Annotated in this window: 23 protein-coding genes; 10 read left to right on the top strand and 13 right to left on the bottom strand. The window is 73.0% G+C overall.

Features of this window, described 5'->3' with window-relative positions:
- Positions 1-103 precede the first annotated feature (103 nt).
- Together ACZ4W5_RS04480 and ACZ4W5_RS04485 are read right to left on the bottom strand one after the other, a co-directional pair.
- Complete coding sequence (locus ACZ4W5_RS04480) at positions 104-661, bottom strand: hypothetical protein (RefSeq protein WP_465652753.1); 558 nt, start codon at positions 659-661, stop codon at positions 104-106.
- 133 nt (positions 662-794) lie between these two features.
- Positions 795-1,562, bottom strand: coding sequence for a CDP-alcohol phosphatidyltransferase family protein (locus tag ACZ4W5_RS04485; protein WP_360240689.1), 768 nt, complete (start codon positions 1,560-1,562; stop codon positions 795-797).
- Between the two features lie 299 nt (positions 1,563-1,861).
- Here ACZ4W5_RS04485 and ACZ4W5_RS04490 point away from each other — a divergent pair, with 299 nt between their 5' ends.
- Positions 1,862-2,470 (top strand): NUDIX hydrolase, encoded by a 609-nt coding sequence (locus ACZ4W5_RS04490; RefSeq protein ID WP_465652756.1) that lies wholly within the window; start codon positions 1,862-1,864, stop codon positions 2,468-2,470.
- Positions 2,471-2,498: 28 nt separating this feature from the next.
- Positions 2,499-3,188, top strand: a complete 690-nt coding sequence (locus tag ACZ4W5_RS04495; protein ID WP_465652758.1) for an HAD family hydrolase — start codon at positions 2,499-2,501, stop codon at positions 3,186-3,188.
- Positions 3,189-3,250: 62 nt separating this feature from the next.
- On the opposite strand, the gene ACZ4W5_RS04500 is transcribed toward ACZ4W5_RS04495, so the two are convergent.
- The 5 genes from ACZ4W5_RS04500 to ACZ4W5_RS04520 all read right to left on the bottom strand — a co-directional run bounded on the left by ACZ4W5_RS04500 (position 3,251) and on the right by ACZ4W5_RS04520 (position 6,835).
- The gene (locus tag ACZ4W5_RS04500; protein ID WP_402485888.1) at positions 3,251-3,943 is read right to left on the bottom strand and encodes a YidC/Oxa1 family membrane protein insertase; all 693 of its coding nucleotides are present in this window, start codon (positions 3,941-3,943) and stop codon (positions 3,251-3,253) included.
- 111 nt (positions 3,944-4,054) lie between these two features.
- Positions 4,055-4,348: a DUF6412 domain-containing protein gene (locus ACZ4W5_RS04505; protein WP_465652761.1), complete on the bottom strand. Its 294-nt coding sequence runs from the start codon at positions 4,346-4,348 to the stop codon at positions 4,055-4,057.
- A 91-nt stretch (positions 4,349-4,439) separates the two neighbouring features.
- Entirely contained in the window at positions 4,440-4,829 is a 390-nt protein-coding gene (locus ACZ4W5_RS04510) for a hypothetical protein (protein WP_465652763.1), read from the bottom strand.
- Positions 4,830-4,966: 137 nt separating this feature from the next.
- Positions 4,967-6,421 (bottom strand): hypothetical protein, encoded by a 1,455-nt coding sequence (locus ACZ4W5_RS04515; RefSeq protein WP_465652765.1) that lies wholly within the window; start codon positions 6,419-6,421, stop codon positions 4,967-4,969.
- A 3-nt stretch (positions 6,422-6,424) separates the two neighbouring features.
- Entirely contained in the window at positions 6,425-6,835 is a 411-nt protein-coding gene (locus ACZ4W5_RS04520; RefSeq protein WP_465652767.1) for a WXG100 family type VII secretion target, read from the bottom strand.
- A gap of 124 nt (positions 6,836-6,959) precedes the next feature.
- Between ACZ4W5_RS04520 and ACZ4W5_RS04525 the strand changes: the two genes are divergently transcribed.
- Together ACZ4W5_RS04525 and ACZ4W5_RS04530 are read left to right on the top strand one after the other, a co-directional pair.
- Positions 6,960-7,244: a type II toxin-antitoxin system Phd/YefM family antitoxin gene (locus ACZ4W5_RS04525; RefSeq protein WP_465652769.1), complete on the top strand. Its 285-nt coding sequence runs from the start codon at positions 6,960-6,962 to the stop codon at positions 7,242-7,244.
- Positions 7,237-7,659: a type II toxin-antitoxin system VapC family toxin gene (locus ACZ4W5_RS04530; RefSeq protein ID WP_375883256.1), complete on the top strand. Its 423-nt coding sequence runs from the start codon at positions 7,237-7,239 to the stop codon at positions 7,657-7,659. The genes ACZ4W5_RS04525 and ACZ4W5_RS04530 overlap by 8 nt, the downstream gene beginning before the upstream one ends.
- Before the next feature lie 156 nt (positions 7,660-7,815).
- Here ACZ4W5_RS04530 and ACZ4W5_RS04535 read toward each other — a convergent pair whose 3' ends face one another.
- Positions 7,816-8,892 (bottom strand): Gfo/Idh/MocA family oxidoreductase, encoded by a 1,077-nt coding sequence (locus tag ACZ4W5_RS04535; RefSeq protein ID WP_465652772.1) that lies wholly within the window; start codon positions 8,890-8,892, stop codon positions 7,816-7,818.
- Between the two features lie 13 nt (positions 8,893-8,905).
- Positions 8,906-9,754 (bottom strand): DUF998 domain-containing protein, encoded by an 849-nt coding sequence (locus tag ACZ4W5_RS04540; RefSeq protein ID WP_465652774.1) that lies wholly within the window; start codon positions 9,752-9,754, stop codon positions 8,906-8,908.
- A 60-nt stretch (positions 9,755-9,814) separates the two neighbouring features.
- On the opposite strand from ACZ4W5_RS04540, the gene ACZ4W5_RS04545 reads away from it, so the two are divergent.
- The 6 genes from ACZ4W5_RS04545 (at position 9,815) to ACZ4W5_RS04570 (ending at position 16,415) form a co-directional block, all read left to right on the top strand.
- A complete protein-coding gene (locus ACZ4W5_RS04545; protein ID WP_360240722.1) occupies positions 9,815-10,429 on the top strand; it encodes a TetR/AcrR family transcriptional regulator in 615 nt (204 codons plus the stop codon).
- A gap of 38 nt (positions 10,430-10,467) precedes the next feature.
- Positions 10,468-12,051, top strand: coding sequence for a carboxylesterase/lipase family protein (locus ACZ4W5_RS04550; protein WP_465652777.1), 1,584 nt, complete (start codon positions 10,468-10,470; stop codon positions 12,049-12,051).
- Positions 12,052-12,291: 240 nt separating this feature from the next.
- A complete protein-coding gene (locus ACZ4W5_RS04555; RefSeq protein ID WP_360240728.1) occupies positions 12,292-13,071 on the top strand; it encodes an HAD-IIA family hydrolase in 780 nt (259 codons plus the stop codon).
- Between the two features lie 82 nt (positions 13,072-13,153).
- Positions 13,154-14,347: a low temperature requirement protein A gene (locus tag ACZ4W5_RS04560; protein WP_465652779.1), complete on the top strand. Its 1,194-nt coding sequence runs from the start codon at positions 13,154-13,156 to the stop codon at positions 14,345-14,347.
- A gap of 78 nt (positions 14,348-14,425) precedes the next feature.
- Positions 14,426-15,154, top strand: a complete 729-nt coding sequence (locus tag ACZ4W5_RS04565; protein ID WP_360240734.1) for a uracil-DNA glycosylase — start codon at positions 14,426-14,428, stop codon at positions 15,152-15,154.
- A gap of 346 nt (positions 15,155-15,500) precedes the next feature.
- Entirely contained in the window at positions 15,501-16,415 is a 915-nt protein-coding gene (locus tag ACZ4W5_RS04570) for a glycoside hydrolase family 6 protein (RefSeq protein ID WP_465652783.1), read from the top strand.
- A 69-nt stretch (positions 16,416-16,484) separates the two neighbouring features.
- On the opposite strand, the gene glxA is transcribed toward ACZ4W5_RS04570, so the two are convergent.
- The 4 genes from glxA to ACZ4W5_RS04590 all read right to left on the bottom strand — a co-directional run bounded on the left by glxA (position 16,485) and on the right by ACZ4W5_RS04590 (position 23,214).
- Positions 16,485-18,416 (bottom strand): radical copper oxidase GlxA, encoded by a 1,932-nt coding sequence (gene glxA / locus ACZ4W5_RS04575; protein WP_465652785.1) that lies wholly within the window; start codon positions 18,414-18,416, stop codon positions 16,485-16,487.
- Positions 18,417-18,466: 50 nt separating this feature from the next.
- Entirely contained in the window at positions 18,467-20,461 is a 1,995-nt protein-coding gene (locus tag ACZ4W5_RS04580) for a glycosyltransferase family 2 protein (protein ID WP_465652787.1), read from the bottom strand.
- 564 nt (positions 20,462-21,025) lie between these two features.
- Positions 21,026-22,306, bottom strand: coding sequence for a polysaccharide deacetylase family protein (locus ACZ4W5_RS04585; protein ID WP_360240743.1), 1,281 nt, complete (start codon positions 22,304-22,306; stop codon positions 21,026-21,028).
- Between the two features lie 320 nt (positions 22,307-22,626).
- The gene (locus ACZ4W5_RS04590; RefSeq protein ID WP_360240857.1) at positions 22,627-23,214 is read right to left on the bottom strand and encodes a DedA family protein; all 588 of its coding nucleotides are present in this window, start codon (positions 23,212-23,214) and stop codon (positions 22,627-22,629) included.
- Between the last annotated feature and the right edge of the window lie 134 nt (positions 23,215-23,348).

Consider the following 23,348-nt stretch of genomic DNA (forward strand, 5'->3'; position numbering starts at 1 on the left):
CTTTCTTCGGCCTTTGGTTTTTCCCCCCCCTTCCTCCCCCTCCTTTGGGAAAAGAGCCCCCCCCCCCCCCCCTCCCCCCAAAACGAGGACTCTCACTGGAGAATCAGGGGTTGCGCGGCGCGGCCGCGCGGTGCCGGCGGTGGTACGAGACCGTGACCGCCGCCAGCAGCGGGCCCCAGGCGACCGCGGGCAGGTAGAGGAAGCCGACCAGCAGATGCCCCAGCGGGGTCATGTTCGGATGCTGCACGCCCCACCAGAAGAGGAACGGCGTCCAGAGCACCGTCAGCCCGGCTGCGCCCAGCGAGGCCGCCAGGACGACCCGGCGCGGGTTCACCGGCCGCCCGCCGAGGAGCGGGATCCAGCGCGGCGGCACCGTACCCCACGGCCGGACCAGGCCCAGGGTGAGCAGGGCCAGCGCCTCGGTGAGCACGCTCAGGGTGAGCGGCCAGACCGCGTCCCAGCCGGTGAAGCCCACCGCGTGGTAGCCCGCGTCGGTGTAGCCGCCGTGCAGGCCCAGGATCAGGCCGAGCCGCCACAGCCCGGCGGGCAGGGCGGTCACCGCGGCCAGGTGGGCGGCCCGGACGGCCCAGCGCGGCGGGGCGGGCACGGCCTCAGCGGCGGGGGAGCGGGTGATGGCGGTGGTCGGCCGCGGCGTCGTCATGGCTCCACCCTCCGGTGCGGGCCGGTGACGCCGCGTCCGCCCGGCGGCGGGCTTGCGACGCGCTCCTCCCCCGGCCGGGGGAGGAGCGTCTCAGCCCTACCGCAGCCCCGCCGCAGCCGCCGGGAAGGTGGCCTCAGCGCAGCCGCGACGACGACAGGATCGACGCCAGGTGCGCCACCACCATCCCCCAGGTGATCACCGTGATCCCGGCGAGCGTCCACCGGGTGGCGTCCAGGTTGTGCAGTCCGGCGTCCACGACGGCGGCCGCCAGCAGCACCAGTGAGGCCTCGATGCCGTTGGTCACCCGGTGGATCTTGAAGATCGAGGCAAGCCGGCGGGCCGTCGCGATGCCCTGGGAACGCGGCTGGGTGGACTCCTCGTCCGCCGGCGCCTGCCCGCTGCGCGCCCGGGCCACGTCCACCAGGTCCGTCGAGGCCTTGAGCAGGACCACGCCCAGCGCGGCTGCCAGGCCCGCCGATACCCACAGCTCCGAGCCGCCGCGCGCCGCCCGCACGCCCGCGCCGACCATCAGCGCGGCGTCCGCGAGGTAGGCGCCCAGCCGGTCCACGTACACCCCGGCCATGCTGAACTGGCGCTTCCAGCGCGCCACTTCGCCGTCCACGCAGTCGAACAGCAGGAACAGCTGGAACAGCACCGCCGCGAGCACCGCGCCGGTCAGGCCCGGGATCAGCAGGGCCGCGCCGCCGCCGACCCCGCACACCACCATCACCCAGGTCAGGGTGTTCGGCGAGACCGAGGTGCGCACCAGCTGACGGGTGGTCCGCAGCGAGACCGCCCGCATGTAGAGCCGGCCCGCCCAGTGCTCACCGTTGCGGCTCTGCAGCTTGGCCTGCGGCTGGCACACCTCGCGCAGCTCGGCGAGCGCCGGAGCAGCCACCATGACGACATCCCTCCACCTGTCCCGAAACGATCACCACAGGCTACGGCCTTCCGAGGGGGCGCCCGACCAGCCGGTACGGGCCCCGGCGGCCGGGAAAACCGGTGGGCCGCCCGAGCACCCCCGGGCTAGGCTTCCCGGGTTCACCGGAACCGGAGCCCCCGGGCCCGATCGCCCACCCCCGCAAGCCCGTTGACGCCGTGCCGCGCGACGCCGCCCGGCGTGCCGCGGTACGGGGCGCGAGGCTCCGGCGCGGGGCGGGGCGGAGGCGCCCCGGGGCGGAACGAGGAGAGTCCAGCACCATGGTGACCACGGACACCACCCCGCAGAGCCCCGCCCCGCAGAGCCCCGACCTGGCCCGGCTCCTGGCCGGCCACCGGCCGCAGGGCCCGGTCGAGACCGCCGACCACGCCAGGGCGACCGCCCTGGTCGAAGCCGCAGATGCCGCAGACGCCACAGACGCCGCCTCCGTCTGGGACCGCGGCACCCCGCTGCACTTCACCGCCTCCGCGCTGATCGTCCACCCGCCCACCCGCCGGGTGCTGCTGCGCTGGCACGTCCGCCAGCAGGCCTGGCTGCAGGTCGGCGGCCACGGCGACCCGGGGGAGACCCTCCCGCTGGACATCGCCCTGCGCGAGGGCCTGGAGGAGACCGGCCTGACCGACCTCACTCCCTGGCCCGACGCCGCCCTCGTCCACCTCGCCGTGGTGCCCGTCCCGGCCTCGCCCGTCGAGCCCGCCCACGAGCACGCCGACCTGCGCTTCCTGCTCGCCACCGCCAGCCCGGACGACGCCCGCCCGGAGAACCCGGCCTCCCCGCTGGAGTGGCTCAGCATCGAGGAGGCCCGGCAGCGGACCACCGAGGAGAACTTCCGCGAGACCCTCGACCGCGCCGCCCGCCTGCTCGGCTGAACCGGACCACCCTCACCCAAGGACCCTCATGCACACCGACCAGATCCTCATCTTCGACGCCGACGACACCCTCTGGGAGAACAACGTCCTCTTCGAGCGGGTCATCGACGGCTTCCTGGACTGGGCCGCCGCCCCGGAAGGCCGCGACGGCGCCCGGGCCCTGCTCGACCGGATCGAGGCCGCCAACGCGGCCGCCCTCGGCTACGGCGCCACCGTCTTCCGGCAGAGCCTCGCCGACTGCCTGCGGCAGCTGAACGACGACCGCACCCCCACCGCGGCCGAGCTCGCCCGGATCGACGAGCTGCTCACCCCGCTCACCCGGCGCGGCGAGGTCGAACTGATCGCCGGCGTCGCCGACACCCTCGCCGCCCTGGCCGGCCGCCACCGGCTGCTGCTGCTCACCAAGGGCGACCAGGAGGAGCAGCAGGCCAAGGTGACGGCCTCCACCATCGACCACCACTTCGGCGGGATCCACATCGTGGCCGAGAAGTCCGTCGACACCTACCGGCAGCTCACCGCCGAACTCGGCCTCGACCCGGACCGCACCTGGATGATCGGCAACTCGCCCAAGTCCGACATCGCCCCCGCCCGCCGGGCCGGCCTGCGCACCGTCTTCATCCCGCACGAGCACACCTGGGTGCTGGAGCACGAGGACCTCGGCCCGGACGAGGCGACGCTGCAGCTCGCGGCCTTCCCGGAGCTGCTGCGCCACTTCTGAGCCGCGGGGCCGAGCCGCGGCGCCGAACCGCCGGCCCGGCCGGCCTTCGGATGTCCTCCCGGTCAGACCGCGAGCGCCGTCGCCGGGACCTGGCCGGTGCCCCGGTACAGCCAGGCCCGCTCGGAGGCCGACCACACGCTGGTGGTGAGCAGGTAGAGCGCGGCGGCCACCGGCACCAGCATCGCGAACACCACCGACACGAAGGACAGGTACGGCAGCAGCCCCGCCCCCGGCTGCGGGGTGGTCTGCGCGGCCGCCGCGCGCCGGGCCCGGCGGTAGTTGACGTATCCGACCGCCGCCAGCCCGGCGTACAGCAGGCCGAACACCGCGAACTGCCCGGCGCCGTGCGCGTTCCCGACGTGCAGGCCCAGCGGCACCCCGAACAGGGTGTGGTCCAGCAGGTCGTTCGGGGTGGTGAAGAGCCGGTACATCACGGAGAAGAACGGGATCTGCACCAGCATCGGCAGGCAGCCCGCGAACGGCGAGACCTGCTCCTTCCGGTACAGCTCCGCGAGCGCCTCGCGCGCCTTCTCCGGGTTCTTCTTGTGCTTCGCGTTCAACGCGGCGATCTTCGGCGCCAGCTTCGAGCGGGCCTTCTCCCCACGCGCCGCCGCCCGCGCCAGCGGGTGCAGGCAGAGCCGCACGGCGAGCACGAACAGGACGATCGCCAGCGCGGCCGGCAGGGCGTGGGCGAGCGTGGCGACCACGGCGTGGGCGACGGTGACGGCCGGGTCGAGAACAGACAGAACGGACATGGTGAAGCGAGCCCTCCGGGGTCTCAGGACATGAGTGATCGGCGGAGGACGGCCGCGAAGAAGGTACGGGCAGCCGCGAGAGCGCGGGCACCGTACGGGAGAACTGCGGGACTACGCGGCCGCCAGGGCCGCTCCCGGCGCCCTGGGGCGTCGCCTGCCCCGGGCATCCGGATCACGCTGCGGAAGGAACGCCGTACGGAACGCGCGGCGCCGCAGCACCCCGCTGCGCACCGCGGCCGGGGCCCGTGCCCCGAGCAACCGCGCCCCGGCGAGGGCCCCCGCGACCGCCCCGGCCACCAGGACCATCGCCGCCACGGCGGCGACGGACGCAAGCCCGCCGCCGTCGGTCACCAACTGCCCGGTCAACACCCGGAGCAGGCCCAGCAACATCGCGACAACACCCACGGCAGGCCCCCCTCTCGATGTCTTCCCGGCTCCGGACGTTCAGCACGACGATCCTACGGCCCCCCGGGTTCCCGGTGTAAAGGGGAATTTCTCACGGAGCGTCCACCGCGTGCACCCACACCCGCGTCCCCCCGTCCGCCTCCTCCGCCAGCCACGCCGACTCGGCGAGGCGCTTGTCGTGGCCGGGCAGCGCGTCGGCGACGACGGAACCGTGGCGCAACGCCCCTGCCGCCCTCGGGTCCGGCGCCCCCGCCTGACGGAACCCCTCCAGCACACCGCTCCCGAGGTCCGTGCCGGCGTCCGGCGTCAGCGAGATCCCCAGTCCGTTCAGGAACCCCTGCTCCTCGCCCGGCGGCAGCCGGAACGAGAGGAACGCCACGTCGTCCTGGAGCCCCTTCCGGTACGCCCACCGCAGCTCGCCCGCCGACCCGGGCACCCGCACCCGCGCGAACGCCGCGACCTCCTCGGAACGGACCGTCACCCACGACCCGGGCCGCCCACTGTCCGCCGCCGGATGTCGATCCCACTCCCGCAACCAGTACAGGCCTCCCACCGCGCCCGCGGTGAGCACCAGTGGCAGCACGACCCCCAGCAGCAGGGTCCGCCATCGCCGTCGCCTCACTGTTCCTGCCTCACAGCCCCGCCCCGCGCACCCCGGCGGCCCCCTCGTGATTCGGCGCCACCGCCGGGACCACCCTCGGCGTCATCGAGCCGGACGGTGATCGGCTTGGTCCTGCCGACGATGTCGTACTCCTTGGCCAGCCCGGTCTGGTGCAGGCTCGCCATGTCCGCGTCCGTGATGTCGGTACCGGCGATCGGCGTGCTCTTGCCGGGGTCCCAGTTGTAACGGTCCCAAACGTTGACCTGGTACTGCAGGGAGACCCGGGGCTTTCCGTCCGGCCCCGGGACGGCCGTCACCACTCCGGACGTGAGGTACGGATGACTCCCGACCGCCAGGAACCAGTTGCGGTCACCGAACGTGCGATGGGCGACCGGGCTCTCCACGGGGATTGCGACCGGAGCCCCTCCCGACTTCTCGAACGCCGCCAACGCGGCCTGCCGCCACTGGGCGCTGTTGGCGGCCAGTTGGACACCCGCGTCCTCCTTGAAGCCGGCGTCGTCGCCGAGCATGCGGTCGACGTCCACGGTGAGGGGCGTGCCGGTCCCGTCCAGGTAGTGCGCCATGTTGACGGAGGCATCCGGGTAGCCGACAAGTGAGCCGCCGCCGACCATGGCGAATGCCATCGCCCGGATGTTCTGCTCGCGCAGGCCCGGCTCCCGGACTTTCCACGGCCCGGCCCCTGTGTCCGGTGCCGACCACTCGTAGCCGGTCGGACCCAGGATCCCCGCCTTGATCAGCTTCGGTGAATCGGACGCGAGCAGCCCGGCCCGTACGGCGGGGTCGAGGGCTGCCCACCATGCCTTCAGATCGTTGGGGTTGGTCGGCATGCCCGCGGCCGCCGCCAGGTCTCCCTGGGCGTTGCCGAGCCCATCAGGATGCGTTGCCGGGTCGACCTCCTCCGGGTTGAGCGCGAGGAGGGCGGTGGCCGCGGTCCTGTCGGCTTCGGTGGCGGCCGTCACAGCCGCGGTCATGACCTGGACGTGCTGCTGGACTTCGTCCCACTTCCGCTTGTGGTACGCCACCGCCTCAGGGTCGTTCCGCTCCTCGCGAGACAGCCCGGGCAGCGTGACCGAGCCGTCGGCGGCCACGGTCGCACCCAAGCCCTCGGCGTCGCCGATCGCCCGGAGCAGCTTCTGCTTGGCGTCGGCGAAAGCCTTGTTGGCACGGTGCAGGGCCGCGGAGATTGCCAGGGCCTCGAAGTGGAAGGCCGCCATCTCGTCGGCCAGGAATCCGATCTCCCGCGCCGCTTCGTCGGCGGCCGGACCGGTCCAGGGCCGCTCGCCGGACACGGGGGCGTAGGGACTGCCGCTGCTACCTGTCAGCGGGTGCAGGACGCCGAACCGGACCTGGCCGGCGAGGTGCTCCATGTGACCGGAGACGCCGGTCCAGGTGTCGCCCGCGTGGTCGAGGGACTCGAAGGACGCGGAGCGGAGCTGGGCGAAGGTCACCATCGTTCACGGCCCCTTGAAGGTGGTGGCGGCGGAGGCATCGGCGGCGTGATAGCTGCGTGCCGTGGCGTCCAGACGGTCAGCCGCCAGGCCGAGTCGGTTGTCGAGGCTGGTCCAGCGGGCCTTCCACCAGGTGAGCGCCTGGGAGAGGGCGGGCCCGCTGGCCCACCCGTCGGCCAGCGCCTGGACCGCCGCCGCCGTGTCCGGCTCGGCGCGGGTGACGGAGGACTTGAGTTCACCGCGCAGCCGCCGCGCTTCGCCGGCGGTCTGCTGGAGCACGGCCGGCTGTACAAGGACGGGGGCGCCCGCCCCGGCTGCGCCCGCCCAGGGGCCGGCGGGGCGGGGCAGAGTGGTTGACGGTGGACCGTCCTGGCCGTAGAGCCACGGGTTCTGGTCCTTCTCATTGGTCCCGGCCATGACAGAAGCCCCCCACCTGATCGATTTGTGTTCGAACGTAGTCGATCGGCCGGGGCGGCGGGGCGTGAATCCACGAACGCGCGGGGTGTAGCCGTCGGTGCTACGCGGGGCTACCTTGGAGGGCATGAGGACGATTACCCAGCGGGAGTTCCGGAACAACTCCGCCGCGGTGATGGACGCGGTGGAGGCGGGGGAGACCTTCCACATCACCAGGAACGGGGTCGAGGTCGCGGAGCTGCGGCCGGTGTCCGGGCGGCGGCGGCTCACGGCGGAGGAGCTGGTGGCGCGGCACGTGAAGTTGCCGCGGGTGGACTACCAGGAGATGCGCAAGGAGGCCGAGGAGCACTTCGGGCCCGAGGAACTCGTCGGGGACGAGGGCGACGACCCGTTCGAGCGGCGGCGTGGCTGAGCGCCGGAGGGCGTCCCGGCGGCGGCCCGCCGGGGTGCTGGACACCTGTGTGTACATCGACCTGGCGCTGCTCAGCCCCGGCGACCTGCCCGCCGTGCCGGAGCTGACCGCGATCACCTTCGCCGAACTCCAGCAGGGCGTCTCGATGGCCCGCGACCCGATCAGCCGGGCGGCCCGGCTGGAGGTGCTCGGCGCGGCGATGGCCGACTTCGACCCGCTGCCCTTCGACGCGGCCGCCGCCGCCCGCTACGGCACCCTCGTCACCCTGACCATCGCCGCCGGACGGCAGCCGCGCCCGCGCCGGATCGACCTGATGATCGCCGCCGTCGCCTCCGCCCACGGGCTGCCGCTGTACACCCGCAACGTGGCGGACTTCCGGGGGCTGGGCTCGGCCGTGGAGGTCATCGGGGTGTGAGGGCGGCGTCGGCCCCGCTGCGCTCCACCTCGTCCGCCGGCACGGTCGCGGCCTTCATCGCCGCCGCCGCGGCCGCGACGATCCCGGCGAACGGGATCACGGCGAGTAGGAGAGTCGGTCGAGGAAAGGTGAAGCGGGGTTCGGTCGGTCGGACCGTCAGCTCAGCCGGACCGTCCGGCCGGTGGCCGCCGAGGTGCGGGCGGCCTCCAGGACGGTGAGGGTGGCCACCGCGTCGCGGGGGTCGACCGGGGGCGGGGTACCGGGGGTGGCCAGGGCGGCGGCGATGCCGGCGTAGAAGGCGGGGTAGTCGCCCGGGTCGGTGGGCAGCGGGATCGTGGACCCGTCGCTGCCCAGGGTGCCGTAGTGCTCGGGCAGGTCGGTGCCCCACGGGTGGGTGCCGTCCGGGCGGCGGCCCGACCGCAGTTCGGCCTCCTGCGGGTCCATGCCGTGCTTGACGTACCCGGCGGTGTCACCGAGCACCCGCAGCCGGGGGCCGGTCAGCGGGGTGATGGCGCTGGTCCACAGGTGCGAGCGGGTGCCGGAGGCATGGGTCAGGGCGACGAAGGCGTCGTCGTCCACCACCGCGCCGTCCCGCCGCACGTCGATCTCCGCGTACACCGTCTCGACCGGCCCGAACAGGGTGAGCGCCTGGTCGACCAGGTGACTGCCCAGGTCGTACAGGGTGCCGCCGACCTCGGCCGGGTCGGCGAGCTCGCGCCAGCCCGCCTTGGGCTTGGGGCGGAACCGCTCGAACCGGGACTCGAAGCGGTGCACCCGGCCGAGCGCGCCGCCGCGCACCAGCCGGCTCGCGGTGAGGAAGTCGCCGTCCCAGCGCCGGTTCTGGAACACCGACAGCAGGACGCCCCGCTCCTCGGCCAGCCGGCACAGCTCCAGCGCCTCGGCGGCGGTGCCGGCCAGCGGCTTGTCCACCACGGTGGCCAGGCCGGCCCGCAGGGCGGCGCGGGCCAGCGGGGCGTGGGTGCGGTTGGGCGAGGCGACGACCACCAGGTCCAGCGTGTCCGGGTCGGCGAGCAACTGCTCGGGGGTGTCGACGGCGCGGGCCTCCGGGTGCTCGCGCCGCAGCTGCTCGCGGCGCTCCGGGTTGGCGGTGACCACGGCGTCCAGCCGCAGCCCGGGCGTGGTGGCGATGAGCGGGGCGTGGAAGGCGGAGCCGGCCAGGCCGTAGCCGATCAGGCCGACGCGGAGGGGGCGGGGGGCGGTCAGCGGGTTCATGCGGCCCACTCAATCACGAGGCGCCCCTTTGCTCCCGGTTTCCCGGCGCCTCCCGGTTTCCCGGCTCCTCCCGTTCCCCGCTCGGGGCCGTCGCGTCCGCCGGGGCCGTCGCGTCCGCCGGGGCCGTCGCGTCCGCCGGGGCCGTCGCGTCCGCCGGGGCCGTCGCGTACGGGGGCTTTCCCGTCCGCGGGGCGCCCCTGTCCAGCTCCTGGCCCGTGAGCCTGCTCGCCCGCAGCGCCAGCAGGACGACTCCGGTCGAGGCGGCCAGGGCGAGCGCGCGCTCGGCGTAGCCGGCGCCGTCGCGCCCGTGCAGGCCGACGTAGACCAGCACACCGACGAACATCACCGGGCTGTAGGCCAGCGCCGCGTTCGCGCTGCCCCGCCAGGCCGGGTGGGCCCGGAACTGCGCGGCCAGCACGGCCGGGGTGATCACCAGCAGCACGAAGCCGGCCAGGGCCAGCCCGACGTGCGCGCTCGCGTGCCAGGAGTCGCCGGTGAGGCGGTGCGCGCACCAGGGGTCGGCGGCCCGGCAGTCCAGTCGGAAGAGGACGTCCGCGACGTTGTCGAGCCCCACCGGGGAGGCGGCCACCAGCCAGGCCGCGACCGGGCGGGGGCCGCCGGGGACGGCGAGTGCCGGGCGCAGCGCGAAGAGCGCGAACGCCATGGTCAGCAGTCCGGCGATGCCCTGCGCCGCCAGCTTCCAGCCGGGGTGGCTCGCCGTGAGCGCGCCCAGGTCGCTGATGGTGTCCGCGGACACCCGGTAGCCCCGGCCCTCGACCAGCCCGCCGACGAGCCATGAGACGGTGAACAACAGCTGGGCGGCGATGCCACCCCAGATCAGCGCGTTCCTCGTCCTGGTCACCGGGCGCCCCCTCTGGTTCACGGTGATACGGTTGTATCAGATTTCGGAGGTAGTCGAGAAGTGTCCACCCGCGTCGACCACGAGCAGCGGCGTACTCAGATCGCCGAGGCGCTGTTGCGGATCGCCGACACCCAGGGCCTGCAGGCGGCCAGCATGCGGGTCGTGGCCGCCGAGGCAGGGGTGTCGCTGCGCCTGGTGCAGTACTACTTCCACACCAAGGACGAGCTGCTGATGGACGCGCTCGCCCGGCTGGGCGCGCAGCTCCAGGTGCGGATGCAGAAGTGGATCGCGGCGGCCGGCAGCCCGCCGACCCCGCGCGGCATCGTCACCGCGATCCTGTCCTGCATCCTGCCCACGGACGCCGAGAGCCGCCGGATCACCCGTACCTACGCCGCGTACTACACGCTGGTCCTGAGCGAGCCGCGGCTGGCCGAGCAGCACGGCACCACGTACCCCGACATGCTCGAATCCTTCCTGGCCAAGCAGATCCGGGCCGCCCAGCAGCTCGGCGAGGTCCCGGCCGGGCGCGATCCGGAGCTGACCGCCGCCGGGCTGCTGGCCATGACCAACGGGCTCGGCTCCAGCGTGCTCGGCGGCCAGCGGGACGGCGAGGCCGCGCTGGCGATCCTGACCCACCACCTCGACGAACTGTTTCGCACCTCCCCTGCCGTGTGATACACACGTATCAACAATCCCGACGGGGGGAGCTTGTGATGACACGCGTCCCGAGGCTGCTGGCCGCCGCGCTGCTGGCGGCACTCGCCGCCCTGCCGACCGCACCGGCCGCCGCCGCCGACACCGCCGGCACCGGCGCGGTGGCTGCCACCGACGCCGGCACGGTGCTCGGCAGCACGCACGACGGCTACCGCACCTACCAGGGCATCCCGTACGCCGCACCGCCGGTCGGCGCGCTGCGCTGGCGCGATCCGCAGCCCGTCGCGCCGTGGGCCGGGATCCGGTCGGCCACCGCACCCGGCAACCGCTGCCCGCAGGGCCGGCCCGACCAGCCCGACGGCAGCGAGGACTGCCTCTACCTCAACGTGACCGCGCCGGCCCGGGCCGACCACCGCCCGGTGATCGTCTGGCTGCACGGAGGCGGCTTCACCTCCGGCGCCGGCAGCGACTACGACCCGCACCGGATGGCGGTCAGCGGCGACGCGGTCGTGGTCACGGTCAACTACCGGCTGGGCGTCTTCGGCACCTTCGGCTACCCGGGCCTGGCGGACTCGGGCGACTTCGGGCTCGCCGACCAGCAGGCCGCGCTGCGCTGGGTACGCCGGAACATCGCCGCGTTCGGCGGCGATCCGCGCAACGTGACGCTGGCCGGACAGTCCGCGGGCGGCATGAGCGTGTGCTCCCAGCTGACCTCGCCCGCAGCCGCCGGACTGTTCGACAAGGCCGTGATCCAGAGCGGATCCTGCCTGATCGACTACCCGCGGAACCTGTTCTTCCCCGGCATGCCCGCCGGTTCGCCCTGGGCCGACCGCACGTCGGTCGAGGCGGCCGGCCAGACCCTCGCCGCCACGGTCGGCTGCCACACGCTGGACTGCCTCCGGCAGCAGCCGACGGCCGCCCTGTACCGGCACGGCACCGCCTTCACCCGGCCCGCGTACGGCACCTCGCTGCTCCCGCTCGAACCGGCGGCCGCGCTGCGGGAGGGCCGGTTCCAGCGGGTGCCGGTGCTCAGCGGTGGCAACCGCGACGAGCACCGGGGCTGGGTCGCCGCGCAGAACCGCTACGTCGAACCGATCACCGCGGAGCGGTACGACCACCTGCTCGCCGACAGCTTCGGTGACCAGGCCGGCCAGGTCGCCGACGAGTACCCGGCCGACGCCTACCCTTCCCCCGCGCTCGCCTGGGCCGCACTCGCCACGGACCGCATCTGGTCCTGCCCGACGCTCACCGGTGACCGCCTGCTCGCCCGGCACACCGAGGTGTACGCCTACGAGTTCGCCGACCGCGACGCCCCCGGGCAGCCCGGCTTCGCCCCCGGCCTGCCGCCCGGCGCGTACCACGGCTCCGAGCTGCCGTACCTGTTCGACGTCGCCGGCTGGCCCGCCCAGCTGACACCGGCCCAGCAGCGGCTCTCCGACCGGATGATCCACGCCTGGACGGCCTTTGCGACCAGCGGCCGCCCGTGGGCCCGGTTCCGCGGCGACGACGTGATGTCCCTGCGCCCCGACGCCGTCCGGCCGGTCGACCTCGGGGCCGAGCACGACTGCGGCTTCTGGGGCGACGGGAGCGTCCTCAACGGACCGGATCCGGAGGAGGATCGAGGCGATGGGACGGCGGCCTGATCCTTCGGGGGTTCGCGCGGCTTCGAGTGGGCTGCCGCCGGGGGCCGGCGGTAGGGGCGCTCCGCACGTGCCGGGCGCCGAGTGCCGGGTGCCGGGAGGTGTGCTGGGCCGTTGCCGGTGGGCGCGGCTACGCTGGTCGGCGTTGGGGCAGCCAGTGGCGCCCGGCCGGCCGAGGGTGTCCGGTCCGGAGCGATGTGCGAGATCGTTCAGAACCGTTGCAAGACCGAGGGAGACACCTACGTGGCAGACCGCAAGCCCATCGAGTCCTGGCTGACCGACATGGACGGTGTCCTCATCCACGAGGGCACGCCGATCCCCGGGGCGGAGGAGTTCCTCCGCCGGCTGCGGGAGTCCGGCAAGCCCTTCCTCGTCCTCACCAACAACTCCATCTACACCCCGCGCGACCTCAGTGCCCGGCTGGCCGGGATGGGCCTGGAGGTGCCGGAGGAGTGCATCTGGACCTCGGCCCTGGCCACCGCCAAGTTCCTCAAGAGCCAGCGCCCGAACGGCACCGCGTACGTGATCGGCGAGGCCGGCCTCACCACGGCGCTGTACCAGGCCGGGTACGTGCTGACCGACAACAACCCGGACTACGTCGTGCTCGGCGAGACCCGGACCTACTCCTTCGAGGCGCTCACCAAGGCGATCCGCCTGATCAACGCGGGTGCCCGGTTCATCTGCACCAACCCGGACGAGACCGGCCCCTCCACCGAGGGCGTGCTGCCGGCCACCGGCTCGGTCGCGGCCCTGATCACCAAGGCCACCGGGGTGGACCCGTACTTCGTCGGCAAGCCCAACCCGCTGATGATGCGCGAGGCGCTCAACACCGCCGGCGCCCACTCGGAGACCGCCGTGATGATCGGCGACCGGATGGACACCGACATCGTCGCGGGCATGGAGGCCGGCATGGAGACCATCCTGGTGCTCACCGGCCTGACCTCCGCCACCGACGTGGAGCGCTTCCCGTACCGGCCGACCCGGGTGGTCAAGTCGATCGCGGACCTGGTCGAGCTGGTCTAACCTCTGCGGTGCAGTCGCGAGCCCCGTCCCGGCCGAGGGCCGGGGCGGGGCTCGTTCCGTACGCGTGGGGAGGACCGGGCGGATGAGCACGGCGGGGGAAGCGGCGACGGGCGAAGGCGCGGCAGGGGAAGCGGCCGGGGAAGCGGCGGGGGAGGAGCCGGAGAAGCGGGTCACCTGGGCGGAGCTGTACTTCGACCTGGTCTTCGTCTTCGCGATCACCCAGGTCTCCGGACTGCTGCACCACCAGCACGACCTGACCGGCCTGGTCCGGGCCCTGGTGGTGTTCGTGCCGGTGTACTGGTGCTGGGTCGGCACCACCGTGCAGGCCAACATCCGTGACGTGGACAACCCGCGCGACCGCCTGGGCATCCTGCTGGTCGGACTGGCCGGCCTGTTCATGGCGCTCGCCGTCCCCGGCGCGTACGGCGGCCGGGGCGTGCTGCTCGGCGCCGGGTACTGGCTGGCCCGGGTGGTGCTGCTGCTCCTGCTGGTGCGCGTCCCGGGGGTGTGGCGCGGCCCGTACGGGGCGGGCGTGCTGGTCAGCGGACCGTTGCTGGTGGTCGGCGGGCTGCTGCCGGACGGGCCGCGGCTGGTGCTGTGGGCGGCGGCCGCGCTCTGCGACCTGGCCGCGCCGCTGGTGTTCCGGCGGCGGCTCGCCAAGGTGGCCTACCACCCGTCGCACATGCCGGAGCGGTTCGCGCTGTTCCTGCTGGTGGCGCTCGGCGAATCGGTCGTCGGGATCGGCGGCTCGGCCGCCGCGGCCCGGCTGGATGCGGCCGAACTGGCCGCCGTGGCAGCGGCGTTCACCATCTCGGCCGGGCTGTGGTGGCAGTACTTCGTGTTCGCGGCGGACGCGATGCGGCACGCCGTGGTGGTCGCCGACTCCCGGCGGGACGTGATCCGGAGGGTCTTCCAGTACGGGCACCTGGCGCTGGCGGCCGGGGTGATCGGGGTCGCGGTCGGCTTCGCGGAGACGGTCGCGGACCCGTGGCAGGCGCTCGGCGCCGGACCGGTGGGGCTGCTCTACGGCGGCTGCGGGCTGTACCTGCTGACCTTCGGGTACACCCGCTGGATGATGTTCCGGCTGGTCTCGACCACCCGGATCGCCGCGGCGGCGGTGGCGCTGGGGCTGCTGCCCGCGATGGTGCGGCTGCCGGCCCTGGTGGTGCTGGTGGTGCTGGCCGTGCTGCTGGTGGCGCTCAACGGGGTGGAGCACGTGCGGGTGGTGCGCGCGGCCCGGGCGGCCGGTGCTGCGGCTCCGGCGCCCGTGGAGTGAGTTGTCGGTGGGGCTGTGTAGCGTTCGGGGTGTAAGAGGGCGGGCGGCGCAGCAGCCGCGGTGTGGGAGGTAGATGTCGTGACGGACACGGTCGAGGCGGGCGTGGTCGAGGCCGGCCAGGGCGGCGGGCTGGAGCTGCCCGAGTCCTGGCGCGCGGTGCTCGGCGCCGAGACGGAGAAGCCGTACTTCGCGGAGCTGGCGGCCTTCGTGGCGGCCCAGCGCGCGGAGCACGAGGTGTTCCCGCCGAGCGGCCAGGAGTTCGCCGCGCTGCAGGCCACTCCGTACGAGAAGGTCCGGGTGCTGGTCCTCGGACAGGACCCGTACCACGACAACGGCCAGGCCCACGGCATGAGCTTCTCGGTGCTGCCCGGGACGAAGACGCCGCCCTCGCTGCGCAACATCTTCAAGGAGCTGGACGCCGACCTCGGTATTCCGGCCCCCGACAACGGCTACCTGATGCACTGGGCCGAGCAGGGCGTGCTGCTGCTGAACGCGGTGCTCACGGTCCGCGCCCACGAGGCCAACTCGCACAAGGCGAAGGGCTGGGAGAAGTTCACCGACGCGGTGATCAAGGCGGTGAGCGATCGCGAGGAGCCGGTGGTCTTCGTGCTGTGGGGCAACTACGCCAAGAAGAAGCTGCCGCTGATCGACACCGAGAAGCACGTGGTGGTCCAGGGCGCGCACCCGTCGCCGCTCTCCGCCAAGCTGTTCTTCGGCAGCCGCCCGTTCTCGCAGATCAACGCGGCGCTGGACGCCTTCGGCGGCGAGCCGATCGACTGGCGGGTGCCGGACCTCAAGCAGGGCTGACGCGCAGTCGTGCCGCACGTGGCCGTGGCTGGACGGGGTTCGGATTCCCGTCCGCCCACGGCCACTTGCCGTTCACCGGTGGCGGCCGTCGGCCGGGGCCGGGTGTGCTTAGCTGGTGCCGACCGGTCGCCGGACCGGTCCGACGGGGGCGGGAGCCGGTGCGGAGGGGCGGTACGTGCGCGGGGTGGGGCGGGCAGGAACCAGCCGGCGGGTCGGGCTGACGGCGGGTCTGGCACTGCTGGCGTTGCCGGCGGTCGCCGGGTGCGGTGGCGGGGGCGCTGAGGGCGGCGGGGTGAGCGGATCCCCCGGCGGCTCCGGGGTTCCCGGCGGGGCCGGAACGTCCGCCGTGGCTCCGGCGGGCGGCGCCGCGGGCCTCAACCAGCTTCCCGGGCAGGCCTTCTACGTCTCCGACCGCACCAACGCCGCCCAGCAGCTCGCCGTGCTGCGCGGCCAGGGCCGTGCCGCAGAGGCCGACACCCTGCTGCGGATCGCCGCCCAGCCCTCCTCCCAGTGGCTCGGTGAACAGGGCGCCCGGGAGATCGCCGACCAGGTGAGCCGCCGGGCCACCGAGGCCGGCCGGACGGCCGTCTTCGTCGCGTACGACATCCCGCACCGGGACTGCGGCCAGTACTCGGCCGGCGGCGCCGCCGACGCCGCCGCCTACCGCTCCTGGATCACCGGCGTCGCCGGGGCCCTCGGCGACCGCAGGGCCTGGGTGGTGCTGGAGCCGGACGCCGTCGCCCACACCCTGGACACCTGCGGGGTCAAGGGGGACCTGGCCGCCGAGCGGTACGGCCTGCTGGCCTTCGCCGTCCAGGAGTTGAAGAAGCGTCCGAACGTCCGGGTCTACCTGGACGCGGGCAACCCGGGCTGGGCGCAGGACCCGGACGAGATGGCCGCGGCGCTGCGCAAGTCCGGCATCGCGGCGGCGGACGGCTTCGCCGTGAACGTCGCCAACTTCTATCCGACCGACCGGAACGTGGACTACGGCAACCGGCTCTCCGCCGCCCTGGGCGGCAAGCACTTCGTCATCGACACCAGCCGCAGCGGCAACGGCTCGGCGGGTGCCGAATCCTGGTGCAACCCGCCCGGCCGGGCACTCGGCGAGGCGCCGACCACCGAGACGGGGCGGCCCGGGGTCGACGCCTACCTGTGGATCAAGAACCCGGGGGAGTCGGACGGCGAGTGCGGCCGCGGCGAGCCCCGGGCGGGCGAGTTCTGGCTGCCGTACGCGCTCGCGCTGGCGCAGGCGGCGCGCTGAGCGCTGGCGGTGCCCTGAGCACAGGCGCCCGCCCCGCCCGGCCCACCCGGCCCGGCGCGGGCCGTCCGCTCAGCCCGTGACCTGGACCCACCGGGCGACCGACGGCGTGCCGGCCGCGTCCGTCAGGAACAGCATGTACCAGCCGGGCGGCAGCAGGTTCGGGTTGCCCGGGAGGGTGAGCGAGAGCCCGTCGGCGGTGCGCCCGGTGATGTCCAGGGCGACCGAGCGCTGCTCGACGTCGGTCACGTGGGTCACCGAACTCGGCCGGATCAGCTTGGCGGTGGTCACCGCGTCCGGCCGGGCGGTGCCGATCCGGACGGTGCCGCCGAGCTTCGCCGCCGCGGGCGAGGCCGTCACCTCGGGCCGGTCGCCGTGGTACAGGTACGGCGGGGTGTAGATCTCGATGCGCTGCTCGAAGCCGCCGGGCTGGGTCTCGGCCTTGTCGGCGAACAGCGGGTTGGAGCCCAGCACGGCGACCCGGCCGTCCGGCAGCAGCAGCGCCTCGGAGTGGTAGTCGCGGCCGACGGCGGGCTCGGCGGCGGTGCTGAAGGTGTTGGAATCCGGGTGGTACACCTGGGCCTTGAGCAGGTCGCTGTCGCCCCGGCCGCGGTAGCCGCTGGAGCCGCCGGTGGTGAACACGGTGTCGTCCGGGAGCACCACGCTGTTGAGGTAGCGGGTCCCGCCGGCCGGCAGGTCGGGGCCCGGGACGAAGGCGGGCTCGGGCGCGGTCAGGTCGACGATGTCGGTGCGGGCCGTGGACAGCGGGGACTCGCCGACCCCGCCGCCGCCCAGCACCATGACCTTCTGGGCCTGCGCGGGCGGCAGCAGCACCGAGGCGGAGGTCTCGGTCAGCTTCGGGTCGCGCAGTCCGGGGACGGGCCGGAAGCCGTTGTTCGACAGGTCCCAGAGGCCCGGCTCGCGGCCCTTGTCGGCGGGGCCGTAGCCCGCGTTGGAACCGGAGTAGAAGAGCTTGCCGCTCGCCGTCAGGAAGATCGACGGGTAGGTCGGGAAGTAGCGGTCGGGGCCCTTGGCCCAGGTCCTGGCCTTCGGGTCGTAGATCTCGTTGTCGTTGCCGTTGAGGATCAGCCCGGTGTCGTCCAGGCCGGAGACGGTGACCACCCGGCCGTCGCCCAGCCCGGTCAGGGTCGGGTACCACCGGGCGTGCGCCATGTCGGTGACCTGCTCGTAGAGCTCGGTGTCCGGGTTGAACTCGAAGGCGGAGCGGATGCCCTGGTAGTCCTGCTTGTCCAGGGTGAGCTTCTCGCTCTGCCCGTACAGGTTGTGGGCGTCGACGCCGGTCAGCCCCTTGATCCGGTACTGGGCGGGGGAGTTGCTCACGTAGTCCCGGCCCTCGCCGACCGCCTCGACGAACACGTGCTGCTCGCCGGCCGTGACCACGGTCTGCTTCCCGGCGCCGGTCTTGGTCGCGGCGGGGACGGTCACCTGGATGGTGCTGGCGTACTCCCGGCCGTTCGGGGCGACGAACAGGGTGCCCTTGGGGAAGGTGCGGTCGTGTTCCGGGCTCTCGTTGCGCACCCGCATCACGCCGGCCGCCCTCTTCACCGCGCCGTCCAGCTTCTCGTACCGCTGGGTGCCGCCGGCCACCAGCACCCGGCCGTCCGGGAGGGAGGCGTGGCCGCCGCAGAACATGTCGGCGGGGGTGGGTATCAGCTTGTAGGTGTTCCTCGCCGGGTCCCAGAGCAGGCTCTTGAAGGTGCCCGCGTTGAACTGCTTCTCGTCGTTGCCGGACCCGGCCACGATCAGCACCTTTCCGGTGCGCAGCAGGGTGGCGTGGACGGCGTTGACCCGGAACTCGGCGGGCAGCGACAGGGTCTGCCAGTGGCCGTACCGCGCCTTGTACTCGGGGCGGTTGATCACGTACTGGTGGTACTGGTCGCTGGCGAAGCCGAGGACGGCCGGGGCGTTCATCCCGGCGACGGTCAGCGCGACGGTGCTGCCGAGGGCGAAGCGCTTGGTGCGGCCGGTCTTGTGGATCTTCACGGTGGTGGTCCCCTCGGGAGGCGGGCGGGACTGGTACGGGGCGGGGCGGCTCAGCGGGTGGGCGTGCCGCTCTCTGCGCGGTCGGGCGCCGGGTCGTCGGACGCCGGGCCGGCGGGCCGGACGAGGCGGAGCGTGACCGTCGGGGTGTCCGGCGCGGCCGGGCGGAGGGTGAGGGCCGGGCGGCGCTTCTCCAGCAGCACCTTGGGCGCCGCGCCCGGGTCGCCGGTCACGGTCAGGGTGGCGGTGGGCCGGGTGCGCAGGCGGCGGACGGCGTCGCCGGCCGAGATCAGCAGCGGCAGCACGGTCAGGCCCAGGGCGATGCAGGCCCAGGTGCGCATCGCCACGTGGTCGTAGCCGGTGCGGAAGGACACGGCGACGGCGCCGCCGAACACCACCGCCCAGAACAGGTGGTAGCGGAAGGTGCCGAGCCGGTCGGCGCTGGCCTCCCGGCCCTTGGGCGTCACCACGAAGCCGCCGCGGCGGCGCACCAGCGTCTGGAGCAGTGAGGCCGCGTACACCGGGCCGCAGAGCGCCGACATCACCATGCCCGCGACCCCGGAGGAGCCGGCCGGCTCGTGCGGGCTCACGTTGTGCTTGCGGTTCCAGGTGTAGAGCAGGAGTTGGAGCGCGGCGGCGTCGCTGTAGAGCATCATCCAGAGCTCCGAGGAGACGTGCACACCCGAGGCGCCGAAGCCCAGGTAGAGCACGCTGGACACCCCGCCGAGCAGCCAGGTGAGCGCCGCCATCGGGTAGAAGCCCACCATCAGCGTGTAGTTGAGCAGTCGGCCGGGCGACAGCCGCCAGAGCACCCGCCAGTACTGGGTGAGCAGGGTCTCGTAGGTGCCACGGCTCCACCGCAGTTGCTGGGTGAAGAAGTCGGTCCAGGAGGACGGGCCTTCGCCGACGGCGAGGACGTCCGGGGTGTACACGGACTTCCACTTCTCCCCGGTCTCCGGGTTCCGGTTGCGGTGGAACTCCAGACCGGTCGCCATGTCCTCCGTGACGGAGTCGTACAACCCGCCGATCGACCGGAGCGCGCGGATTCGGACGGCGTTGTTGGTGCCGACGAACATCGGTGCGCCGTAACGGTTTCCGGCGCGCTGGATGAGTGCGTGGAAGAGGTACTGCTGGCTCTCGGAGAATTTGGTGACGGCCGAACCCGAGCTGCGGTAGTTCCCGTACACCTGAGGTCCGACCACGAATGCCACGTCCGGATCGCGGAAGTAGCCGAGCATGCGCTCGCAGAAGTCGGGCAGCGGCACGTGGTCGGTGTCGACGGACACCCAGAAGTCGTAGTCGTCGCCGTGGGCCTGGAGCCAGGCGTTGTAGTTGCCGTGCTTCGACCGGGCGCGGAACCGCCCCTTCGGCCGGTTCCAGTGCGGCCGGCCGGAACGGGTGAAGTGGCGGACGCCCAGTTCGGCGCAGAGGGCGCGCATTGCAGGATCGTTTCCCTCGTCCAACAACCAGACGTCGTACGGTCCTTCGTGCCGGACGCCGCGCGCCGCCAGCAGCGTGGCCCGCACCATCTCCGGCGGCTCCTTGCCGGGCACACAGGTGGTGAGGAAGGCGACCCGGGTGCCGGACTCCGGCGTCACCGGTATCGGGTCCCGGGCCACCAGGGTGGCGTGGGTGTTGGAGACCACGTTGACCAGCCGGAACAGCTCGACCACCGCGATGATGCCGATCATCACCTTGTCCCCGAGCAGCACCAGGACGTTGGTCTCGTCCTGGCGCTCCGGCCAGTGCTCCGGCAGCAGCAGCCAGACCAGCAGGATCGCCTCCACCAGGGGGGCCGCCACCAGCAGCAGGGCGGCCCGTAACCGGTGCGGATCGTGGCGCAGCAGGCTCCGGTACTGGACCCGGTACGGGGCGCTCGGCTGGGTGCCCGGCAGCGTACCTGCGGGCGGCCGCGCACCTGCTGGTGCCCGCGCGCCGTCCGGCTCCGGCCGGTACACGCCGCCACCGAGCTCCCGGTCCTCGCCCGGATCCACGGCCGGGCCCGCCAGACGGCTGAAATGGCCGTAGTCGTACGGGGCTTCGGGCACCGGCTCGGTCCGCAGTGCGGCCTCGTCGAGCTGCCCGGCGCCCCGGCGATTTCGGCCCGATCGGCCCTCGCGGGTTGTTCCGGCGTGTTTCCGTCGCGCGGACGGGTCGGTCATGACGTGCTCCCCCCGGAGTTCTGCGGCTTGCTGTGCTCGGCGGTGCTCGCCTCGCCCCCGGAGCCGCCCGGGCAGAACGCGATACCGGGAATCCCGTACCGGGAACGCGGTACGTGGAGTGTGTGCGACCGGATCGGTTGTGGGCCGGCACGACGGCTTCGAATGCGGGATCCCGGTGCGCTGTCCAGCTTCCCCAGCGGGCGCGAGGGGATCCGTGGCTTGCTCAACTCTCCTGGAGCGTAACGCTGATCGCAACAGTTCCACACGACGATCGCGGCTCAGGCGTGAAGATGGTACGGTTCCCGGCCACGGTGGCTCGCGATGGTGCTAATGCAGCGGAATTCGGCCCGGCGGCGAGTGGACGACGCCGCGGCGGGTATGCGAACGGCCGGACCGCCGAGGGGAGTTGTTGCCCCAGGTGCGATCCGGCCGGGTGCGGAGGGCGGCTCGTCAGCCCGCCGCGCCGAGGAAGCTCTCCCAGCCGCCGGACGGCGCCTGGCCGACGTTGAGGGTGCGCAGCTTGCGCAGGGTCGACTGGTCCTGCACCTCCAGCCATTCGACCAGCTGCTTGAAGGAGACCAGCCGGACCTCGGGCTTGCCCGCGATCGCCTTGAGGGCCTCCTCGACGGCGTCCATGTAGATGCCGCCGTTCCACTGCTCGAAGTGGTTGCCGACGAAGAACGGCGCGCGGTTGCTGTTGTAGGCGCGGTCGAACCCGGCCAGGTAGGAGTTGGTCGCCTGGGTGCGCCAGTCGTTGTACTTGCCCGGGTCGCCCTTGGTGCTGCCGTTGGACTGGTTGGCCAGGATGTTGTAGTCCATCGACAGGACCTGGAAGGTGTGCCCGGGGAAGGGTATGGACTGGAGCGGGAAGTCCCAGATCTTGCCGTCCTGCACCTTCTGCGGCCATATCTGGAGCCCGCCGGAGGAGCTCGCGTCGTACTTCCAGCCCAGCTTCGCGATGGTCGGAAGCAGCGCCTTCTGGCCTTCCAGGCACGGGGTGCGGCCGCCTATGAGCTCCTTCTTGTAGTCGAAGGGCAGCGGGTCGACGTCGGTGAAGCCGGTGTTGGTCCGCCACTGGGTGACGAAGGAGACCGCCTGGTCTATCTCGCTCTGCCAGTCGTCCGGGGTCCACATGTTGACCCCGTTCTTGTCCGGACGGCTGGAGCAGAAGTGCCCGTTGAAGTGGGTGCCTATCTCGTGCCCGGCGAGCCAGGCCTGGCTGACCAGCTTGAGGGTGCTCTTGACCGCGCCGTCCGACAGGTAGGGGATGTCGGAGGCGCCGACCGCGTGCTTCGGCGGGTGGTACAGCTGGGACTTGCCCTTGGGCAGGGCGTAGATGCCGGAGAGGAAGAAGGTCATGGTGGCCTTGTACTGCTCCGCCAGCTTGAGGAAGCGGGGGAACTGGCCGTCGTCGGTGCCGCCCGCGCCGTCCCAGGAGAAGACCACGAACTGCGGCGGGCGCTCGCCCGGCTTGAGCTTCTCGGGCTTGGGCTGGTTCGGCTGCGGACCGGTGTCCGCGGTGGATCCGTCGCCGATCGGGGCGCCCTTGGGCACCACCGCCTGGGTCGGGTCGGTGGTGCCGCTCTGGCCGGCGTTGGCGTTGCCGCCGGAGGAAGGTGAGGTGGAGTTCTGCCCCGAACCGGATCCGCCGCTGGAACAGGCCGAGACCGCGCCGAGGGCCGCGGTCGCAGCGGTTGCACTGAGCACCGTCCTGCGCGAGATGCTGGTCATGGTCTCCCCTGGCTGCCGATCGACCGGGGGTAAGGGCGGTCCGGGCCGCACCGGTCAAATCGGGCAATTGATGAATTTTCCGCCGTTAGCATGCCATGTCGCCGCAGCGGCTTCCAAGGTCGCCGGGCTCCGACGACAGTGAACACGCCGGGGGCGCCCGGCCGGGCTGCAGGGATTCGTCGTCTGTTGCGGTCCTGTGACGCTTCGCATCGAGTGCCGTCAGGGGAGTACGGTACCGCCGCCCCGCCGGGCCCGGTCAGAGTTCGTCGGCACTCGGTGCCGGACGCTCGTCGGACACCACCGGTCGTTCCGGGGACCGCTCAGACCACGGCCAGCCGCCGGTGGCGGCGCACTATTCGCGCGATCGCGGTGCTGACGGCGGTGGCCGCCGCGCAGGAGACCGCCAGGCTCAGCCAGGCGGTGTTGAACCAGTGGCTGTTCAGCCAGCCCAGCGTCACGATGTACGCGGCCCAGACCAGTGCCGCCAGCGCCGACCAGTGCAGGAAGCGGTGCGGATGGTCGGGGGAGTGGCCGATGGCCAGGTCCAGGACGGTCCGCCCGGCCGGCACGAACCGCGCGATCACCACCATCGCGGCCGCCCCGGCGTGCGGGCGCTCGATCAGCGACTGTTGGACCCTGGCCACGCTGGCCGCCAGTTTCGGACGTTGGGCGAGCCGGCGTTGCAGCAGCGGGGCCCCGCGCCGGGCCAGGTGGAGCAGGAGGACGTCCCCCAGGAAGGAGGCCACCGCCACGCCCAGGCCGAGCAGCACCGGGGCGCCGTTGATCTGGGCCGTCTTGAGCACGGCCAGGATGACCAGCGTGCCGCTCGGGATGAAGGGGAGCAGCGCGTCGCCGAGTACGGCGAAGAGCGCAAGGGCGCAGATCCACGAGGATCCGATCGCCGCCACGAAGTTCAAGGCCTTACTCCCTCCACCACGCCGCCCTGGTGGAGCAGGTGGCTCTGAGGTCAACGCTAGCGCTTCGACTTTTCATGCCATGAAGCACCCCGGTGAGCCGGAGGTCACAGTGGGGGCCGCGGCCT

The sequence above is a fragment of the Kitasatospora sp. NPDC029367 genome (genome assembly GCF_055569135.1).

Bases quoted from the DNA above. Each gene is read 5' to 3' on its own strand.
- ACZ4W5_RS04480 (WP_465652753.1), bottom strand. From the start codon at position 661: ATGACGACGCCGCGGCCGACCACCGCCATCACCCGCTCCCCCGCCGCT.
- ACZ4W5_RS04485 (WP_360240689.1), bottom strand. From the start codon at position 1,562: ATGGTGGCTGCTCCGGCGCTCGCCGAGCTGCGCGAGGTGTGCCAGCCG.
- ACZ4W5_RS04490 (WP_465652756.1), top strand. From the start codon at position 1,862: ATGGTGACCACGGACACCACCCCGCAGAGCCCCGCCCCGCAGAGCCCC.
- ACZ4W5_RS04495 (WP_465652758.1), top strand. From the start codon at position 2,499: ATGCACACCGACCAGATCCTCATCTTCGACGCCGACGACACCCTCTGG.
- ACZ4W5_RS04500 (WP_402485888.1), bottom strand. From the start codon at position 3,943: ATGTCCGTTCTGTCTGTTCTCGACCCGGCCGTCACCGTCGCCCACGCC.
- ACZ4W5_RS04515 (WP_465652765.1), bottom strand. From the start codon at position 6,421: ATGGTGACCTTCGCCCAGCTCCGCTCCGCGTCCTTCGAGTCCCTCGAC.
- ACZ4W5_RS04520 (WP_465652767.1), bottom strand. From the start codon at position 6,835: ATGGCCGGGACCAATGAGAAGGACCAGAACCCGTGGCTCTACGGCCAG.
- ACZ4W5_RS04525 (WP_465652769.1), top strand. From the start codon at position 6,960: ATGAGGACGATTACCCAGCGGGAGTTCCGGAACAACTCCGCCGCGGTG.
- ACZ4W5_RS04535 (WP_465652772.1), bottom strand. From the start codon at position 8,892: ATGAACCCGCTGACCGCCCCCCGCCCCCTCCGCGTCGGCCTGATCGGC.
- ACZ4W5_RS04550 (WP_465652777.1), top strand. From the start codon at position 10,468: ATGACACGCGTCCCGAGGCTGCTGGCCGCCGCGCTGCTGGCGGCACTC.
- ACZ4W5_RS04560 (WP_465652779.1), top strand. From the start codon at position 13,154: ATGAGCACGGCGGGGGAAGCGGCGACGGGCGAAGGCGCGGCAGGGGAA.
- ACZ4W5_RS04585 (WP_360240743.1), bottom strand. From the start codon at position 22,306: ATGACCAGCATCTCGCGCAGGACGGTGCTCAGTGCAACCGCTGCGACC.